Below are 19,935 nucleotides of genomic sequence, written 5' to 3' on the forward strand. Positions count from 1 at the left end.
GGCATAAAAAAAGGAAACCAGCCGGCTTCCTTTCTATTATTTTTATTACATTCTTTCCTGAAATTACCTGCTGGTATAGTTTGGTGCTTCTTTAGTGATCGTAATATCGTGCGGATGGCTCTCGCGCATACCAGCTGCGGTGATGCGTACAAATTTGGCTCTTTGCAGATCTTCGATATTGGCAGCACCACAGTAGTGCATACCTGCGCGTAAACCACCAATGTACTGGAATATTACCTCGGCCATATTGCCTTTAAACGGCACACGACCAACGATACCTTCCGGAACCAATTTGGTAACCACATCGGTTTCATCCTGGAAGTAACGATCTTTTGAGCCTTTAGCCATAGCTTCAACCGAACCCATACCCCGGTATGATTTAAATTTACGGCCTTCATAGATAATGGTTTCACCCGGTGATTCTTCAACACCGGCAAACAGTGAGCCAGCCATGATAGAGCTTGCACCCGCAGCGATAGCCTTAACAATATCACCGGTTTGTTTAATACCTCCATCGGCAATTACCGGTATACCACGGCCTTCCAGTGCTTTGGCACACTCATAAACTGCGTAAAGTTGTGGAACGCCCACACCAGCAATAATACGGGTAGTACATATAGAACCCGGACCAATACCTACTTTTACAGCGTCTGCACCGGCGTCAGCAAGTGCAAGCGCAGCATCGCCGGTTGCTATATTCCCGGCTATAACCTGTAAGTTTGGATATAATTTTTTAACCGCCTTAACCATATCAATAACTCCCTTTGAATGACCGTGGGCCGTATCAACCGTAACCACATCCACACCGGCATTAACCAGCGCTGTAACGCGATCAATGTTATCCGCAGCAACTCCAACAGCGGCACCTACACGTAACCGACCAAATTCGTCTTTACAGGCATTAGGGAAGTTTTTTACTTTTTGTATGTCTTTGTAAGTGATCAAACCTACCAGTTTACCATCTTTGTTTATTACAGGCAGCTTTTCAATTTTGTTACCTTGTAAAATAGCAGCAGCCTCAGTCAGCGTAGTACCTTCGGGCGCTGTGATCAAACCTGTTTTGGTCATTACATCGCTTACCGGCACCGACATATCTTTCTGGAAACGAAGATCGCGGTTGGTGATGATACCTTTCAGTTTGTGGTCAGCGTCAATTACCGGGATACCACCAATACTAAACTCTTTCATGATCTGAAAAGCATCTGCAAGCAGCGCATCTTCCAATAGTGTTACAGGATCCTGTATCATGCCACTTTCAGAACGTTTAACTTTGCGTACCTCGTCGGCCTGGGCCTGTATGGTCATGTTTTTGTGCAACATGCCTATACCACCAGCCTGGGCAATAGCAATAGCCAAACCAGATTCGGTAACGGTGTCCATAGCTGCTGAGATAATTGGGATGTTTAATCGAATGCTTTTTGTTAAAAAAGTACTGGTGTTAACTTCGCGCGGTAAAACTTCTGAATAAGCCGGGAGTAGTAAAACGTCGTCGTAAGTTAATCCTTCGGCAACAAATTTTGATGGGTCTAACTGCATAGCAAATAATTATTTTGGAGTTATTATTTGCCGGGCAAAGGTAATAAATATTTCGGATTTCAAATGTTCGATTTCGGATTTATTTAAAAGTACAGGGAAAATTGCCTTTATATGATAAATCTCTATTTCGGATTTCGGATGTTCGATTTCGGATTTGATTGCCCTTAAATTTATTATTTGTCATCCTGAGGAACGAAGGATCTATTTTTCAAAGACTTGCATAGCGTCCCAAAGATTCTTCGCTCCGCTCAGAATGACAATTTCATATTAGTAAATCTTAATATTTCCCTACAATCACTTTGTAAAACTGATTAAAGTTGAGGTATTTATTGGCGAGGTCACGTAATTCAACAGCGGTTGTTGTTTTTACTGTAGTTGCATACCTGTCGTAATAATCATAATCTAAACCGGCAAAATAAATGCTTTTGAATTTATCAGCATGGGAAAAAACATTCTCCAAGCTGCCTAATAAAGATCCCAGCATAAAATTGCGAACCAGTGATAATTCTTCTTCAGGTATCAATTCGGTTTTGAGCAGTCCGAGCTCTTTTTCAATTTCGCCCACGGCGGCTTTACATACATCAGCACCAACTTCGGTAGCGATAAAGAAAGCGCCACCCTGTTTAAATGAGCTGAGCCCAGAGCCTATACCATAGGTATATCCTTTATCCTCACGGATATTAGCCATCAGTCGTGATCCGAAATAACCACCTAATACGGTGTTCAATACCTGTAAAGGTTGAAAATCGGGATGGTTACGATTAACAGTTGGTAACCCTATCCTGATAGCTGATTGCAGGGCATCCGGCTTCTCGGTAAAGTAAAACAACTCGGTGGCTGGTTTTAACTCAGGCTGGCTGGTATCTGCAGCAACAGGACCATTTGTCCAGTTTTTATCAAAAGTATCTTTGATGAGCGTTAAGGTTTCGGGCTCAATTTTTCCGGCGATGATCAAGGTACAGTTTGATGGCTGGTACATTTGTTTAAAATGTGCCAGCAGGTCTTCGCGCTGTAAACTTTTGTAATTATCAAAGGTTGCTCCCAGTCCATAGATAGTTTCGCCGTAAATAGCTTTATTAAAATCGCGGCGGGCAACTACATCATTCTTTTGGAGACTAACCTGCAATTTTTGTTGCTGATTACGCTTAAAAGTTTCCAGTTCCTTTTCGGGGAATACAGAATTTGTAAGAATATCCAGAATTACGGGCAGCGTATGATGTAAATGCTTATTTAAACTGTACAAGGTAACCAGAGAATTTTCATACCCGTAATCAACCTGTAAAAAAGCGCCATAAAAATCAATTTTATCGGCAATTTCAGAGGCCGATAAGGTAGTTGTGCCTTCTGTAAGCATGGTATTTACAGCCATGTTAAGCAATGGCTTAGCCGCGTCAAAACGCAGGTTGTTAAATATCCATTCTATCCGCACCAGTTCCTGATCGCCCGAGTTAAAGCAATAAACATTACAGCCGTTATCCAGCTTTTTATGTTCGGGTTTGATGAGGTTTATATTTTCAATAGCCTTAAAATCCGGGGCTAATTTTCTATCGATCATATTTTGTTTGTTTAGTTGTCAGAATCAGAATTTACTGAATTTAAAAATTTACAGAATTAAATATGACCTCATTATTCCGTAAATTCATTAATCCTGTAAATTCTGATTCAGACTATTTTTAAGCCAACGCCGATTCAGTTTTTTCGGCTAAATAAACGAGGGTTGAAGAATTATCCTTTCTGAATATCTTAGTGGCTGTATCTTTTATCTGAGCAGCTGTTACCGCCAGATATTTAGATGTTTCCTGGTTAAGCATTTCGGCATCACCCAACAACTCAAACGATGCCAGGTTCATCGCTTTATCCAATAAAGACATTTCCGAAAAAACCATCGTCGATTCAGTTTTGTTCTGCACTTTGGTCAGTTCATCAGCCGGGATCTCTTCATTTTTAACTTTCTCTAATTCCTCCCACAAAGCGGCCTCCGCCTGTTCAATGCTGATATGCTCAAGCGGCTTGCCTTCCAGTATAAACATGCCCTTATCCAGGCTACTGGTGATGTACGCGTGTACTTCGCTGAATATCTGTCTGTCCTGAACTAAACTGCGGTATAAACGTGAGGAATTACCGCGGGAAAGCACATCAGACAATAACTCTGTTGCATAAAAGTCATCATCCAATCGGCCACCCATCTGAAAACTAATATAAACATCGTTCAACGGCACCTTAGCGGTAACCGTTTCGCGGCGTTCTTCATGCTGTTCCGGTTCCTGCGGCAGGTTACGATGATATTTTTCACCAGCGGGGATCGGCGCAAACCACTTTTCGGCAAGCTGTTTTACCTGCTCGGTAGTTACATCACCCCCAACTACCATAATGGCATTTTGAGGGTTATAGTGTTTTTTAAAGAAGGCTTTTACATCCTCAATGCGGGCATCTTCAATGTGTTTAATGGTTTTACCAATGGTAGCCCAACGATACGGATGATGTTTGTATGCCAGTGGGCGCAATTTTAACCACACATCGCCGTAGGGCTGGTTCAGGTAACGTTGCTTAAATTCCTCTATAACCACGTTACGCTGTACCTCCAGGCTTTTTTCGCTAAAAGCCAGGCTCAGCATTCTATCACTCTCCAACCAAAAGGCGGTCTCGATATTAGCCGACGGAAGCGTGATATAATAGTTAGTGATATCGTTACTGGTAAAGGCATTGTTTTCGCCTCCTACCCTTTGCAAGGGCTCATCGTAGCTGGGTATATTTACAGATCCACCAAACATCAGGTGTTCAAACAAATGCGCGAAACCGGTTTGCTCGGGATCTTCGTCGCGGGCGCCTACATCATACAGAATGTTAAGCACCGCCATAGGTGTCGTATTATCTTCGTGAACAATAACCCGAAGACCATTATCCAGTGTGAAACGGTTGAATTTAACCATGTAGTAATTTTAATTTAAAAACGGGTAAAGGTATAATTTTTAGCTTTGGGTGTATATACTTACAAAGTATAAATTACAAAAAGCTTAAAAACAGATAGATAAATTAATACCTCCGATTGATTAATTTATTTAGAAATGGTATAGGGCCGGTTACCAATGCCAAATATTTCTTTATCGCCTTCGTTATAAAAATAAAAACATTGCCGTTGTACTTTCCCATTGTTAAAACGAAATTCTATGGAATAGCCGTCGAGCAGGTATGTCCCGGCGGTGTTTCTTGCCGAATAGGCTGATACGCCGCCACTGTTATCATGGTAACTCCCCCCTCCTACAGTTTCATAAGTAAACTGCCCCTGATTGTTAAACGTAATGTATTTGGATGATACCGTAATAGAACCACCACCTATAGCCGTATTACCCCCTCCAGAAATGCTGCCGTAAGTGGCGGTTAGTTTCTCGCCTTTTTTGGCTGGGGCAGCCCATGTCCAGCCGCCTGTCCAATTGTTGGATTTGCCCGTTGGGCCATTTTTACTGCCATGTACAATAGTTAAAGTTTTTCCATTCAGCTTCCAGGTGCCCCACTTTTCGGGTTCTGACTGGCGGGATTGGGTTACATTTAAATCATTCGGACTGACTTCAGGATGTTCGTAAAGACTGCCGTTATTGAACAAAATATATGGTTTATATATAAATATAAGCATACCGCCAACGCCATAGCTACTCTCGCTGTGTAATACTATACCTTTTATATCTGCAGATGACATGCCTTTCCCACTCATTTGAGGCATTGATTGGGAGGCGCTCGTATTTTGCTGAGGGGCAGATGCTATGGCTCCATTAGCACTATTTTGAGTTAGAGCCTCTTGCTTCACCAACGACACAAAATGAGTAGCAGCAATATTGATATAATTACCGGAATATTCACGCAAACGCATCACCTTTCCGTAGCGGATAGTATGATCGGGCCTTAAATAAGCGAAATACATTGCTGTTATTTTACGCTTTGAGGCGTCCTGAACAATAACAGAATAAGTAGTTAACGTTTGAATATCTTTAGCCTCCTGAGGTTCGCCGGGTAAAGGAGCCGAATATCCGGATGTTCGCAGATCCTGTATTGTAACCGTTTTAAGCCATTCCATCAAATCGCCTTTATTATTTGCCGGAGGAAATATTTCATACTTAAACCCATAACTCCCATTGCCAGCAGGTGGGGTGAAAGAATAATGGCCATTACTTACATCCATTTTCCACCCCGGAATAGGTGCAATATTTACCTGACCAAAAAGATTAATTGAAAACAACAAACAGATCAGTAATGGCAGATACGGTTTCATGACATATGTTTTAGGTGACTTGAAAAACCAGCAATTTTCAGACCAATAAAACATCTTCGATTATATTAAAAGTCTTAAATTTGTATCAGATGCTTACCCGTCAACAACTTACTGAAGAATTATCGCACACATTGGGTAAAACCAAAGTATTGAAACTGACTCGCATCTTAGAGGAACAGCATTTTGCCTTGCGCGATCTGATCGATATTACCTTTCATCCGGATAAGGTGATCGGGTTTCGTGCAGTGTGGATATTGGAGAATATGTATCTGAAAGATCCGGAACATTATCTTAATGACCTGGAATACTTTGCATCCCGTTTCAAAGAGGTGAAAAATCCCAGCTGCATGCGGCACTATACCAAATTGATCATGCACATGACCGACACTACATCACCGGTCCCGGTAAAGCAACAACTTCAAACTATTGACCTGGAGCCCGTGGTTGAACAGCTTTTTGACTGGATGATTGATCCCAAAGTTAAGGTGGCTGTAAAAGCCTTTGCCGGTAAAGCGCTTTTTAATTTAAAAGACCGTTATGATTGGATAGCAGAAGAATTAGAAGGTCAGCTCAAAATATTCCTCTGCAACAAGAGCGCAGGTATGCGATCGGCCGCGAAAAATACGCTGAAGTTAATTCAAAAGTAAAAAGTCAAAAGTTTTAAAATCCGTTATATCTGTAATTTAGATAACCAAGCTAGTTTCAATTTTTGACTTTTTACTTTTGAATTTTGATTTAATCCGAAGTTGGCCTGTCTTCTCTGTGCAGATTATGGCTTACCTGGTGATGATTTAGCTTTGCGGCAATAGCCGATTCGCTATTATCCGCATAAGTCCCATAAGCGTTGATCAATACACCTTTAATATTATACTTAGGTGATGATACAGCATAAATTATCGACATATCGTCTGGATTACTGGCTCCTTCGAAGCGATAAAATTCATCAATTTCAAAATCATCAGCACTCATGTGGATATTCTGTGCTTTATCATCTATGGTATCACCATCCAGACTCAGGTTGGCGGTATATCCTCTTTTTATAAGATCGTTAGTGGCATCCACTAAGGTTTCGTAACTTCTCATGGTGGTGATGGTTGTTTAATGTAACAGGATTCAGCATAAGCTGCTTACATGTACAACCATAAAACATCTTCCTTGTTTGAATAAGCCGGGTTTAAAACAAAAAAACTTACGAAGTTTTTGAAACTTCGTAAGTTTTCAGGATGTTTTTAGAAATCTCCCTTCCGGGATCCAAAAGAGTTTATATAGCTTTAGCTAACCACAATGAAGCATTTAAATGTAAAGCCGGGTGTGAGGTAAAACCAGATGGTGAATCACCAGACCAGCCGTTAAACAGATTATCGCCAGTATCGCCTGTGCCGTCGTCGGCAGGCGAGCTATCACCTATCCAAACGATACGACCGCTTCCGTAAGTAGCCAATAAAGCCATTACGTTATTGTTACCACCGTTTGTGGCTGAATTACGCCAGAATAAACCTTGTACGCTTGAGTTATTTGTTGGCGTTAAAGTGGCTGTTGAACCATTATAGAAAGCCAGTTTTGAAGCTGTACCAGTAGCGCCATTCAATACTTTTTGCGCATTGGCATTAGTACCGGTATAAACATTGGTTGATGGACCTTCGCTGATATCAACATAATTGATATTGAAACCAAATGGATTGCTATTGTTAATACCGTTATTGGTCATCAGGTCGTTCCATACACGTGGTGAATCATAACCATCACCATCTCTGTCAGATGGGTTATAACCATTGGCATCGGTTCCGGCCGTGGTAGCAGCGGTATGGTCTGCAATCATAAATAAACCACCGCCGTTTGAAACAAAGTTCATTAAAGCAGTTTTTTCTGCAGCGGTAAATAAACGGTTTGGCTCAACTACAACAAATACATCATAGTTGCTCAAATCCTGAGGGTTTGATGAATTACCATAAGTAATTGCTGTACCCACCGGTAAAGTTTCAACCAGTTCGCCCAGTTTCACCAATGAAACTGCCCATGATGATATTCCACCTTTCCAGTAAGTTTCGGGAGTGCTGGCAGTGATACCAGTATATGACGGGGTTGGGATACGTTGTGCTTTGGTTTCAACAGTAGTACCACCAGTATAAATTGGCACGTTTTCGGTACCATCAGCATCTATCTGCCAATCGGCGCTGCCGGCGTTTTCCAGATGACTGGCATCAAACAGGTATTTTTTACCTGTAACCACCACTGGAGGAGTTGTACCACCACCGTTATCATTAATAGTGATATCATCGATATTGATACGGTTGCTGCCGCCTGTTAATTTGCGGATTTCTAAACGTGCATTACCGGTTACATTAATAGTAAAAGTTTGTAAAGCCAATGATGCGCCGGTTGTTACGTTTGAACCCGATTGAGCCCAGGTGGTGCCACCATCAACAGAGTAAAACAATCCCCACTGGCTGGCAGTATCACCATTATAAGTTGCGGATTTAATGGTAACAGTGCTTATGCCACCGGTTACATCAAATAACATGGTAATTTTACCAGTATTGCGTATACGGGCGCTCCATGAGCCTGCTTTTTGATCTGCGGCCAGGTTACCTATCAGCGCATCGAACATGTTCCATGAATTGCCAGACAGGGTAACGTTGTCGCCACTGCTTGAGCCGGCTGGTGCTACGTCATAAGCTGTTTTAGGGCTGGTTGAGCCAACTTCAAAACCCTGGGTAAGCGATACCGCTTGTGTTTTGATGTTTTTGCTGATTCCGGTAGCCGCATCAGGAGTTTGGCTTTGAGGAGCATTGTTTTTCTGGCAACCCATTACCAGCATTCCGGTAAGGGCAGAGGCTACGAATAATAGCCCGGGTTGGGTAAATTTAAGCATAGTGATTTTCGGTAAATTTGTATATGTGTCGGTACTAAATAATTGTGAGGTAAACTTCTGTAAAAGTTTATACTCAAACATTTACACAATATTAACATATTATTAAATATTATCAACAACATGAGTGCAAGGCATTTAAATAAAAATATAACACATTCATAAATCACCTTATTTAGCTATATTTACATATGGTTTATAGCAATATCCAGACTACTTTTAAAAAATACCTGCTGGCATTTAGTCTGCTGCTTAGTTTTTTTGCGCTGTCGGGCCATGTAAGCCAGAGCATTCCCGGAGGCAACAGGGTTTCGACAACAGAACTGTTTGCCAATAAGAGTTTTATTTTAAAAGGCGGGATCAGTTATAAAAGAGCTGCATTAGCTTTTCGTAGCAATGCATTACCTTACTTTGCAAAGAGTAGCTATACTATTCAAAGTATCTTTACCGATAACAAGCTTGCAGTAATCCGCTACCGGCATTTAAGCCAGATATTTTCATCTGCTAAATATTACTTCACATACACCATCGATCACTTGTATCGCACAGCCGATCAACGCAATACATCTCGTCTCTTCTAATAGGCTAATCTGCCTGTTTATCAATTAACACCGTATTTATAAATTTCATCAAATGGCTTAGTATGCTTAGGGCATATTAAGCTCACATTGCTATCGGCATGAAAAAGCTAAAAAAAATCATCAGGCTTTTTTGCCTGGTGGTATTGTTATTACTAGCTGTTACCGGTGTGGCCATTACCGGGGCAGCACCAACCCAATCAAAAAACAGGGATAGAATTATTGACAATGAAACCTTAATTGAAATGGTTGAAGAAAAAGGTAAAGAAGACGACGAGGAAAAACCTTAATCTAACTATATAATTTGGAGCTCATAAAAAACGCGTCATTGGAGCGATAGCGTGGCAATCCCCAATAAGCGGAGCTACTCTGTAAGTAGGGGATTGCCACACTACGTTCGCAATGACACATGGAGAATAAACGCAAAGGGCCACCCAAATGGGTGGCCCTTTGCTATATGATAGAATTATTATTTATTCTTTTACCGGTTCGTCGGCAGCTTTGGGCGTGTTTAAAAACACAAAGTTATTATCAAACATATCTACTTTAATGGTACTGTCCTTATCAACTGTGCCTGCCAGGATCTGTTTCGATAACTCGTTCAGGATCTTTTTCTGGATGACACGTTTTAATGGACGGGCACCAAATTGAGGATCATAACCTAACTGGGCCAACCAATCCAATGCCTCGTCGGTAGCTTCCATCGTGATACCCATTTCGGCCAAGGTTTGTTTTACCTGGTTAAACTGCAGTTTCACGATATCATGTATTTCATCACGACTCAGCGGAGTAAACATAATGATCTCGTCGATACGGTTCAAAAACTCCGGACGAATGGTAGTACGCAACAACTGGAATAACTCATTCTTGGTTTTGGCTATCAGCTCTTCACGGTTGCTATCCTCCAGCGTTTGGAAGTTTTCCTGAATGATGTTTGAGCCGATGTTAGAGGTCATGATGATAATGGTATTCTTAAAGTTCACCACACGACCCTTATTATCAGTCAAACGGCCATCGTCTAATACTTGCAACAGGATATTAAACACATCCGGATGGGCCTTTTCAATTTCATCCAGCAGTACCACACTATAAGGTTTACGGCGCACAGCTTCGGTCAACTGACCACCTTCATCATAGCCCACATAGCCCGGAGGCGCACCAATTAACCTGGAAACCGCGTGGCGTTCCTGGTATTCGCTCATATCAATACGCACTAAGGCGCTTTCGTCATTGAACAAATACTCCGCTAAAGCTTTCGCCAACTCCGTTTTACCTACGCCGGTTGTACCCAGAAATATAAACGAACCAATAGGTTTACGTTTGTCCTGCAAACCGGCACGGCTGCGGCGTATAGCATCGCTGATGGCTTCAATGGCTTCCTCCTGTCCTGCTACACGTTTGTGTAATTCTTCTTCCAGGTGCAGCAGTTTTTCGCGCTCGCTTTGTATCATTTTCGAAACCGGGATGCCGGTCCAGCGGGACACCACACCAGCAATATCATCGGCAGTAACCTCTTCTTTGAGCATGCGGCTATCGCTTTGATTTTCGAGCAGGGCGGCTTTCAATTTTTCCACTTCGGCCTGGGCCTGTACAATGGTTCCGTAGCGTAATTCTGCTACTTTTCCATAATCACCGGCTCGCTCAGCCTGTTCAGCTTCGAGTTTGTAATTCTCAATGAGTTCAACTTTTTGATTGATACCGTCAACCAGGTCTTTTTCACCCTGCCATTTGGCACGTAATGAATCGCGCTGAGCCGAGAGATTAGCAATCTCTTCGCTCAATTCGGCTACTTTACGATCATCCTTTTCTCTTTTGATAGCTTCGCGTTCAATTTCTAACTGCATAATACGGCGTTCCAGTTCATCAACCACTTCGGGTACCGAATCCATCTCTAAACGTAATTTAGAGGCGGCCTCGTCCATCAGGTCAATCGCTTTATCGGGTAAAAACCTGTCAGAAATGTAGCGTTGCGACATCTCTACCGCGGCTATAATAGCCTCGTCTTTGATCCGCACCTTGTGGTGGGTTTCGTAACGTTCCTTTAAGCCACGTAAAATAGATATGGCATCGGCAGCATCAGGTTCTTCCACCATCACCTTTTGAAAACGGCGTTCCAGTGCTTTATCTTTTTCCAGGTATTTCTGATATTCGTTAAGCGTGGTAGCACCAATTGACCGTAGCTCACCACGGGCCAATGCAGGCTTTAATATATTGGCCGCATCCATGGCACCTTCGCCACCACCGGCACCTACCAGCGTGTGGATCTCATCAATAAACAGGATAATTTCGCCATCGCTTTGAGTCACTTCCTTGATCACCGCTTTCAGGCGCTCTTCAAACTCGCCTTTGTACTTGGCACCGGCTATCAGGGCACCCATATCCAGGGAATAAACCACCTTGGTTTTCAAACTTTCAGGCACATCACCTTTAATGATCCTAAAGGCGATACCTTCGGCTATGGCTGTTTTACCCACACCAGGTTCTCCCACCAATATCGGGTTGTTTTTGGTACGGCGCGACAAAATTTGGATCACCCTGCGGATCTCTTCATCCCTGCCGATAACCGGGTCAAGCTTGCCCGATCCGGCATATTCATTCAGGTTACGGGCATATTTATTCAGGGCGTTATAAGTAGCTTCGGCATTCTGATCGGTTACCTTGCTATCGCCACGTAAACTTATAATAGCTTTCTTCAGGTCTTTTTCGTTTACGCCAAGGTCTTTTAGCAACGAGCTGATAGTACCACCAGCTGATAGTATGCCCAATAGTATATGTTCAACCGAAACAAATTCGTCTTTAAATTCTTTTAAATACCCCTGCGCTTTTTGCAAGGCCGAATTGGCATCTGATGACAGATAAATATTGCTTCCGCTTACCTTTGGGTACGAGCTGATCTGCGCATCGAGCGTTTCATTTAGCCGGTTAAGGTTTACGTTTAATTTTTTTAATAAATAGGTTATAACATTTTCATCAACCAGCAACAAGCCTTTTAACAGGTGCGCGGGTTCTATTGCCTGTTGTTGATTTCCAACGGCAATTTCCGAAGCCTTTTGTACAGCTTCCTGGGCTTTTATGGTAAAGTTGTTAAAGTTCATACTGATATGTTTGATGAGTATTAATCAAAACGCTTGCCACTTAATGTTAAGTGAAAAAAAGTCAGGTAAATATAAACTGAAACGACATTTTGACTTGTTATTATTTGAAAAATTTCTTATTAAATTTTGATATTTTTGCCACACAGCCTTATATGCGATACCATTGAATACTCATTTCTTTTTTAATAGCCTGCCGGCAAAATACAGGGCGTCATACCGGGACTATTATACCTATCAAAATCTGGTGGCTATAAGAGCTGGAAGCATTATATTTCTTGTACTGAATGTTATTATAAGGATATTATACTTTGTTTTCCCGGTAAGTCTTACGCGCGCTCAAAACTTCCCGGAGTTTAGTTTAAGTAATTGGGTGTTTATTATTATCACCCCTGTTTTTTTGATCTTCAGCAATCTGTTGATCGCTAATTTCAAAAGCCACAAGAAAGCGACTGCCGCAATGGCACTCCTGGTATTCCTGTTTTCGGTCTACATCATTTCCTGTGGTATGTATTCCAGCTTTATTGCCACATCAGATCCCAGTAATGCTTTAACCTTGTACCTGATTGCCTTAAGTTTGATAAGTGCTATATACGTATTTGAATATTATGAAACCATTATATTGATCATAACTATTGAAATATTGTTTACCGGTCTGCTATTCTATAGCCAAACCAGCTCTACTCAAATGGTGTATAATCAGCTGATATCGGCTATTTTGCTTTCGGCCTTTTACCTTACTTCCAGGTATTTTTTCTCCTACAAGGTTAATTATTACCAGCAGGTGATCGAGATCAGGGAAAAAAACGTAGAGATAGAAAAAGCAGGCGAGTTTAAGAACCAGGTATTGGGTATGGTAGCACATGACTTGCGTAACCCTATCGCCGCGGTAGAATCACTGGCCATGATCATGGAAATGGATCATGACTTAAACGATGAAATGCAGGAGAATCTTAACATGATGAAAGCATCCTGCATTAAAGCCCGAAATATTATTGACGACCTCCTGGAAGCTGCCCGTAATGATACCAACGATGTTTTTGTAATGGAAAGAACGGAGCTGAATCAATTGTTAAAAAGCATCGTGAACGACTGGGAGATACAGCAGGACCTTAAAACGGATGTGATATTTACCAGCCATGTAAATCCGGCTTATGCCAAAGTAAATAAGGAAAAGTTGCATCGAGCCATAGACAACCTGATTAGCAACGCCATCAAATTTTCGAAAGATAACAGTCGTGTAGACGTCAGGCTGAATAAAAAAGCCGAGGAACTGATTATTGAGGTACAGGATTACGGCCTGGGCATACCAGCCGATATACTTCCTGACATATTTAACCGCTTTTCAAAAGCACGCAGAACAGGCGTCAGAGGCGAAGAGTCAACCGGCCTGGGTTTAAGCATTGTACGCCAGATAGTCGAAAAACATAACGGCATCATCGATGTGGAAAGCATCGTGGGCCGTGGTACAGTTTTTTATATCAAACTACCTATTTCGTGACTGGGATAGGAAATTATCCCCGCATTACTCCTATCCTATCCCCTTTCCAATCCGGAAACAGAATATGATCATTGTTAATACTCAGATGCCTATCCGCCACTTCGCTAAAAACGCTTCTGAAATCGGTGGTAACCGCAAGGTCGCGCCCATCTTCCAGGTTTTCCACAGCTAAGGGTTGCATATTGCCATGCACCAAGCCGCCGTTAATATCATTCCCCAGGATAAAATTACATGACGCCCGGCCATGATCGGTGCCACCGGTACCGTTTTGGTGTACAGTGCGCCCAAATTCGGTCATGGTCATCACGGTCACATCATCCTGGTAAGCTTCCAGATCACACCATAGGGCGGCGATGCTATCACTCAAATCCGCCACGTTACGGGCAAATATCCCGTTCTCGGTTCCTTGGTTGAAGTGCGTATCCCAGCCGTTTGATTCGGCAAAAGCTACCTCCAATCCCACCTCCATTTTAACCAATTGGGCAATTTGTTTTAAGGAATTACCCAGGGCCGAATTGGGATATACCGCGTTATTGGCTGGCGTATAATTTTTGATATTTGTTTTCTGCAGCATTTTAACCGCCTCAAAGCTTTCTTTACCGGTTTGCTTTAACAAGCCCGATGAAGTTTGATCATACAGATCTTCAAAACTTTTGGAAGCCATATTGGCCCCCATGGGATTACCGCGCATCTGGATGGCGAAATCCTGCAAATTACTGATAGACACCGAAGGGTTATCCCCATAAAAAGACCGCGGCATGGCTGATGTCATACTCACAGCGGTAAAAGGCGTTAAGGCATCATGCCCCAGTAAACCAACCGCCCGGTTAAGCCAGCCGCTTGATGTACCCTTGTTAAATGGCGTGCCCGACTCCATATAATCCTGCGCGTCAAAATGCGAACGAGTATTATTGGGCGACCCGATACCTTGCACTATGCCCAGGCGTTTTTCGCGAAATAAGGCCTCAAAAGATTTCATAGAAGGATGCAATCCAAATTTACCATCCAGATCTATCAACGGAGAATTATTCCCCGTTTTTGCTGCCGACATAAACAGCGTTGGCCGGGCATCTTTTAAATATTGATCGGTAAATGGCGTTACTGCCATCAGACCGTCCATAGCGCCACGTTGAAATATACAGATCAACGTTTTACGTTTTTTATAGGGAGATATGATCTTTTCGCTCGCGGCAGCCTCGGCTAAAAAACCTGGAATGCCACCCATTAAACCTACACCCAATAAGGCTAAACCGCCTGATTTTAAAAACCCTCTTCTTGATACCATGATCGTATGTTTTTATAGATTAACGCCGTTGATATTCAGGTGAACCGATGATCACCCCTACTACCTGCCCCAACATGGAGTTATTATTAGCGCCCTTTGGCTGCATGGCTGTTATATTATTTGGTTGCTTACCCTGCGCGGCCAATTTATTATCTGCCATCATTTTTTCAGGAGCGGTCATGGTCATGCTGGCAGGCTGCCCTTCTTTTACGTAAAGTTTGTTCGAGCTCGCTTCATCAACTCTTTGCGCCAGGTTAGGATCGGTTAATAATGGTGTAAGCCGTTTGATGGTTTCGTCTAGCTTACGCTCCGGCATGATCAGTTTACTGTAGATAGTTAAAGCTGCCTGCGCACTTTCCGGTTCATGATGATTATTCAACGCGGCCAGATCTACCTTTACACCCGGTATACGACCCGTTGCCAGTGCCAAACCAAAATTCATCCGGTTAAGCAATGAACCGGTATTGATCCAATATTGCCCCTTATCCGGGAAACCGGTTGGTGCCTGGTAATAATACACTTTCTCACCCATTTTATTGATCCAGTTGTATAACTGATACGGTTGCTGGATAGTGGCATGCAGGCTGCGAACAGAGCCAATAGCCAGCTCAAACGGCGATTTTGTTTTTTCACGCAGGGTCGAAGGGCTCCAAAATTCTGGCGCACTTACCATCGTAATAAGCACCTGTTTAATATCTCCATCTTTATCAAAAAATGTTTTGGCCATTTTATCAATCAGGCTTTGTGGTGGGGTATCGCTCACAAAGCGTACCGCAATTTTACGACTGATAAACTTTGCTGTAGCAGGGCTATGGGCCAGCATGGTTAGTAGTTGTACGCCTTCCTGATATCCTTCATCCGGACCGAAATGCTTACCCAAAACAACTTTCTCCGTTTTATCATGACGATTAGCATTGAACAGAAAATCACTATCACGAACAAAACCCCGCTTTTCCAAACGATCAGTCCCTATTTTATCCATAATGTTTTTCCCCAGCTTACCATATTCTCCTATTGGATATATTGTCCAGCCGGTTAATACTTTGGCCGCCTGGGTTACATCCTGTTGCGTATACCCTCCGTCGACTCCCAGGGTGTGTAATTCCATCACTTCCCGGGCATAATTTTCATTTAGGCCCTGTATACCTTTTGCTTTTTTCAGTTTAGTCATTAAGGTTGCACGTCTGCCGGTATCTACCGGTTGACCAATCATATTCTGCAGTTGCGTGGCACGAATCGGCTTTTTAGCCGCCTGCATATCATTGTTAGCAGCTGAGCTGGTAAAATTATCCAAGTAATACAACATGGCTGGTGATTTAGCAGTAGCCAGCAAAATATCATTGAATTTACCCAAAGCATTAGGCCGGATCACATCCCGCTCATAGGCAGGTATAAATTGCGCGCAATCGTTTTTAGTAAGCGACACATTAAAATGGTTGAACCAGAAACTGGTCATTACCTCCTGTAACTGATTATTAGTATAAGCAGCGCGTAATATTTTTTGATTGATAAACTGCCTGAATAGCTCTTGCTCAGGTTTCATACCGTTTTGCTGCATGTAGTTTTGCAGCACATCACGGTAAGCTTTCTGGTCGGCCTTCACCGAATCTTTGTTCACTACCCCCGCGCTTATAGCCATACGCAGTACCTGCGCATTTTTCGGAAACTCCTTAGCCACTTGGGTATTACTCAAGCTAAGAGCATCATATTGCGATAACATACGCTTCAGCGAATCATCAGGAAGATTAGCCTCCATTTGGTGCTTAAACCAGTTTTCAAGACCCGATTTTACAACTTCATCAATTTCGCCGGGCGTAGCTCCATAAGTAAACCGGCTCAACAGGTGCGCAGCCGCTTGTCTTTCTGTTAAACCTTGCCGCTCATACGGAAATCTCCATCTGAAAGGTGAATTGTGGCTATGCACAATAAAAAACGAGGAAAGCGATACTATGCCCAGACTAAGTAGCGCGATGCAGCAGATGTGCTTTATGGTGTTTTTCATAGATGATCATTTGCGCAGGATCATGAATTACAGATACTTTGACGTTAATATGACGTTTTGGTTTAACCATAAAGTTGAGTTTTTTGTGTTAAGTTTTCATTAATTATGCTCCATTTTATGTTTATTAAACCAAATAGCCTCCCGTTTGTCATATCATCACAAATCATAAATAAAAGGTAATGAAAAAATTAATTTTAATCATAACATTGGTAACCGGGTTAAACGTATTGGCCAATGCACAACAGCAACCAGCGAAAACACCTGTACAAAAGGCCGCGCATAAAACACAAAACCTACAGAAAAAGCTGATGCTTACCACAAGTCAAACCAAGGAGGTGAATGCTCTATTCTTAACAGAAGCCACCAGGTTGGATAGTTTAAAAGCACATAAAACTGATAAAAAAGCAAACAAAGCCGCTCACAAAGCTATCCAGTCACAAACCGATCGAAAATTAAATACTATTTTAACCGCAGACCAGAGAAAGACCTTTGCCGATCTGAAAGCCGCTAAAAAGGCGAAACACGATCAGAAAAAAGCTGCCGCTGCGGCCAGCGCTGCTCCAAAGCAATAATTTAATGCAATTCATAAAAATTCGGAAAGCTGTTCACATCTGGGACAGCTTTTTTATTTACCTATCTAAAAAGCCGAGGCAACGTCAGTTATGAAGGAAATGTTTCGGTTTTTGGGCTTTACTTTGTCAGCCAAAAGCAATTTAAATTACAAACCAAGTGTCAAATCCATGCTCAGATCATAAAATTTGACCATTATAGGGCTAATTGTTAATATACCTTACATGATAAATCTAATTGATATTCAGGGTGTAGCTGTAAAAAAGACACTTAATTGATTATTAATATCATATTCTAAATACTATATGATTAACAAATTGTTAACACATAAATATTATCATTGAAACTATTGCAATATAGAACATACTTTGTATATTTGTCCCATAGTTATTTGTAAGGAGCTGACAGGCAGCAAACGATGGTTCGACTCCTCCCTTGCAACTCTTCTCATAATTTAGGTTTATAATTGGTTAGAACGCGCCCCTGCCCATCAGGGGCGCTTCTTGTTTCTATACATTTTTGAAATTAGCAAGCAAACAAAGCTTAAAATCTGCTGTATTATTTTAAATTAATAACCCATGAAAAATCCGGCGACGCTCGTTTTAAAACATGCTGATGGCAGTGCAAGAAATATCATTATTGAGCCCATCCTATGGCCAGATCTTACAGATACAGGCACCTACAAGATCTATAAAACCGCCATTGACAACGAATCGACCTTATTTACCGAGGACCTGGAGATCACCGAAGGTGCTGCCGACCTCCCAGATGAAGCCAATCCCGATTACCTGGGCAGCATCATTATAGAACCCATGCGTCAACAATGGAAATACACCGGCGACCTGCTCAACCCTGAAGAACAGCAACAGATCGCCAGTTTTATAGAAAAGCAAGATTTTTAATCAAAGCCTTTCACCTTCATTTGCATGGTGTATACCGCTTTGGAAGCCGTAATGAACAGGATATCCCTGTTTTTACCGCCGAAGCATACATTGGCCGACCATGGCTCGTCAATATCAATATGGCCTATCTTTTCGCCTTTGGGATTTACTATGGTAACGCCTTTTCCACATAGGTAAATATTACCGCGCTCATCGATAGCCATACCGTCTGATCCTTGCGCAAAAAACAAGGCTCTGTTGCTTAATGATCCATCTTTATTGATATCATATTTATAGATCTTGCTATCCCCAATATCGGCCACATATAATGTTTTACCATCAGGCGTACCTACAATACCGTTGGGGCGTACAAATTTAGCGTCGACAATAACTGCTTTATGCTGACCTTTAGCGAGGTAGTACAGTTTTTGGCCATCCAGATCGGGCTTTTTGCGGGTCCAGTAATCGCGCTGGTAGTAAGGATCTGTGATATACATACCGCCATTAGGGTGAATCCAAACATCGTTCGGGCCATTAAATAGCTTACCTTCATAATCTTTCAGCAGCACAGTTATTTTTCCTTTAGGGCTGATAGACCATAATTCGTCTTTAGCATCTGCACAGCTAATGAGATTGCCTTTTTTATCAAAGTACATCCCGTTTGACCTGCCCGCGCTATCCAGAAAAACCGACAGTTTGCCATCGGTATCATATTTCCAGATCTTGTTATTGGGCTGATCGGTAAAGAATATATTGCCCTGTTTATCTACTGCTGGCCCTTCGGTAAAGGAAAATTGCCTGGATACCAGCTGTGGTTTGGTGCCCGGATCGTACAGGTCGGTAGCATCCTGGCCAAAGGCCCTGGCTGATACCACTATCAAAAAAAGAAATATTGAAATTAGTTTCTTCATCATGGTTATGTTAGGTTTCAGCGGGTTAAAATACACATTCAAAAAACTTTTTAAACCTTTAATTTTAACACTTTTTTGATCAAAAACGGCATAAAAACAGGTCGAAATTGTTTAAAAAGCCCCCATTTTAACACTTTTTAACAAATTTTAGCGTGATTTTGAGCAGTTTTTTAAACTTTAAAAAGTATTAAATTATTGACTAACAAATAACTACACAAAAACATGTTAATTTTTGATCCTATTTTCTCTTAAACTCAACAGCCCGGTACTCTTGTTTCAGAGTATCGGGCTGTTGATTGATATAAAGATACGAAAATGTTGAGAGAAGAGCAAACACGCAATGTCGCGGTTTAGGCCTCACCCAACCCTCTTCAAAGGAGAGGGCTTTGAAAAACATTTTTTAAAGGTCTCCCCCTTTGGGGGAGATTTAGAGGGGGTTAAAAAAA

Annotated in this window: 16 protein-coding genes; 6 read left to right on the forward strand and 10 right to left on the reverse strand. The window is 42.0% G+C overall.

The window, feature by feature from the left end; all coding sequences use genetic code 11:
• Window positions 1–63: 63 nt before the first annotated feature.
• The 4 genes from guaB to ACTJKG_RS08280 form a co-directional block, all read right to left on the reverse strand.
• Window positions 64–1,536 (reverse strand): IMP dehydrogenase, encoded by a 1,473-nt coding sequence (guaB, locus tag ACTJKG_RS08265; protein ID WP_172334977.1) that lies wholly within the window; start codon window positions 1,534–1,536, stop codon window positions 64–66.
• Between the two features lie 277 nt (window positions 1,537–1,813).
• On the reverse strand, window positions 1,814–3,091 hold the full coding sequence (locus ACTJKG_RS08270) for a M16 family metallopeptidase (protein ID WP_172334978.1): 1,278 nt from the start codon (window positions 3,089–3,091) through the stop codon (window positions 1,814–1,816).
• Between the two features lie 118 nt (window positions 3,092–3,209).
• Window positions 3,210–4,466 carry a M16 family metallopeptidase gene (locus tag ACTJKG_RS08275; RefSeq protein WP_440738926.1) on the reverse strand — a complete coding sequence of 419 codons (1,257 nt, stop codon included), beginning with the start codon at window positions 4,464–4,466 and terminating at the stop codon, window positions 3,210–3,212.
• A 125-nt stretch (window positions 4,467–4,591) separates the two neighbouring features.
• Window positions 4,592–5,800, reverse strand: coding sequence for a hypothetical protein (locus ACTJKG_RS08280; RefSeq protein ID WP_172334980.1), 1,209 nt, complete (start codon window positions 5,798–5,800; stop codon window positions 4,592–4,594).
• A gap of 89 nt (window positions 5,801–5,889) precedes the next feature.
• On the opposite strand from ACTJKG_RS08280, the gene ACTJKG_RS08285 reads away from it, so the two are divergent.
• Complete coding sequence (locus ACTJKG_RS08285) at window positions 5,890–6,447, forward strand: hypothetical protein (protein WP_440738927.1); 558 nt, start codon at window positions 5,890–5,892, stop codon at window positions 6,445–6,447.
• Between the two features lie 88 nt (window positions 6,448–6,535).
• On the opposite strand, the gene ACTJKG_RS08290 is transcribed toward ACTJKG_RS08285, so the two are convergent.
• Together ACTJKG_RS08290 and ACTJKG_RS08295 are read right to left on the reverse strand one after the other, a co-directional pair.
• Window positions 6,536–6,883 carry a phosphoribosylpyrophosphate synthetase gene (locus tag ACTJKG_RS08290; protein ID WP_172334982.1) on the reverse strand — a complete coding sequence of 116 codons (348 nt, stop codon included), beginning with the start codon at window positions 6,881–6,883 and terminating at the stop codon, window positions 6,536–6,538.
• A 178-nt stretch (window positions 6,884–7,061) separates the two neighbouring features.
• Complete coding sequence (locus ACTJKG_RS08295; protein ID WP_172334983.1) at window positions 7,062–8,672, reverse strand: hydrolase; 1,611 nt, start codon at window positions 8,670–8,672, stop codon at window positions 7,062–7,064.
• A gap of 188 nt (window positions 8,673–8,860) precedes the next feature.
• Between ACTJKG_RS08295 and ACTJKG_RS08300 the strand changes: the two genes are divergently transcribed.
• Together ACTJKG_RS08300 and ACTJKG_RS08305 are read left to right on the forward strand one after the other, a co-directional pair.
• The gene (locus ACTJKG_RS08300) at window positions 8,861–9,250 is read left to right on the forward strand and encodes a hypothetical protein (protein ID WP_172334984.1); all 390 of its coding nucleotides are present in this window, start codon (window positions 8,861–8,863) and stop codon (window positions 9,248–9,250) included.
• Between the two features lie 98 nt (window positions 9,251–9,348).
• Entirely contained in the window at window positions 9,349–9,537 is a 189-nt protein-coding gene (locus tag ACTJKG_RS08305) for a hypothetical protein (RefSeq protein WP_172334985.1), read from the forward strand.
• Between the two features lie 183 nt (window positions 9,538–9,720).
• Here ACTJKG_RS08305 and clpB read toward each other — a convergent pair whose 3' ends face one another.
• Window positions 9,721–12,342 (reverse strand): ATP-dependent chaperone ClpB, encoded by a 2,622-nt coding sequence (clpB, locus tag ACTJKG_RS08310; RefSeq protein WP_172334986.1) that lies wholly within the window; start codon window positions 12,340–12,342, stop codon window positions 9,721–9,723.
• A gap of 163 nt (window positions 12,343–12,505) precedes the next feature.
• Here clpB and ACTJKG_RS08315 point away from each other — a divergent pair, with 163 nt between their 5' ends.
• A complete protein-coding gene (locus ACTJKG_RS08315) occupies window positions 12,506–13,840 on the forward strand; it encodes a sensor histidine kinase (protein ID WP_440738928.1) in 1,335 nt (444 codons plus the stop codon).
• Window positions 13,841–13,853: 13 nt separating this feature from the next.
• Here ACTJKG_RS08315 and ACTJKG_RS08320 read toward each other — a convergent pair whose 3' ends face one another.
• A complete protein-coding gene (locus ACTJKG_RS08320) occupies window positions 13,854–15,125 on the reverse strand; it encodes a DUF1501 domain-containing protein (RefSeq protein WP_172334988.1) in 1,272 nt (423 codons plus the stop codon).
• A gap of 19 nt (window positions 15,126–15,144) precedes the next feature.
• Window positions 15,145–17,127 carry a DUF1800 domain-containing protein gene (locus ACTJKG_RS08325; RefSeq protein WP_440738929.1) on the reverse strand — a complete coding sequence of 661 codons (1,983 nt, stop codon included), beginning with the start codon at window positions 17,125–17,127 and terminating at the stop codon, window positions 15,145–15,147.
• Window positions 17,128–17,306: 179 nt separating this feature from the next.
• Here ACTJKG_RS08325 and ACTJKG_RS08330 point away from each other — a divergent pair, with 179 nt between their 5' ends.
• Together ACTJKG_RS08330 and ACTJKG_RS08335 are read left to right on the forward strand one after the other, a co-directional pair.
• Window positions 17,307–17,699 (forward strand): hypothetical protein, encoded by a 393-nt coding sequence (locus tag ACTJKG_RS08330; protein WP_172334990.1) that lies wholly within the window; start codon window positions 17,307–17,309, stop codon window positions 17,697–17,699.
• A 576-nt stretch (window positions 17,700–18,275) separates the two neighbouring features.
• The gene (locus ACTJKG_RS08335) at window positions 18,276–18,599 is read left to right on the forward strand and encodes a hypothetical protein (RefSeq protein WP_172334991.1); all 324 of its coding nucleotides are present in this window, start codon (window positions 18,276–18,278) and stop codon (window positions 18,597–18,599) included.
• Here ACTJKG_RS08335 and ACTJKG_RS08340 read toward each other — a convergent pair.
• Entirely contained in the window at window positions 18,596–19,492 is an 897-nt protein-coding gene (locus ACTJKG_RS08340) for an SMP-30/gluconolactonase/LRE family protein (RefSeq protein WP_172334992.1), read from the reverse strand. The two genes, ACTJKG_RS08335 and ACTJKG_RS08340, sit on opposite strands and share 4 nt — an antisense overlap.
• Window positions 19,493–19,935 lie beyond the last annotated feature (443 nt).

This window comes from Mucilaginibacter sp. 22184, from assembly GCF_052045695.1.
In the GTDB taxonomy this organism is placed as follows: domain Bacteria; phylum Bacteroidota; class Bacteroidia; order Sphingobacteriales; family Sphingobacteriaceae; genus Mucilaginibacter.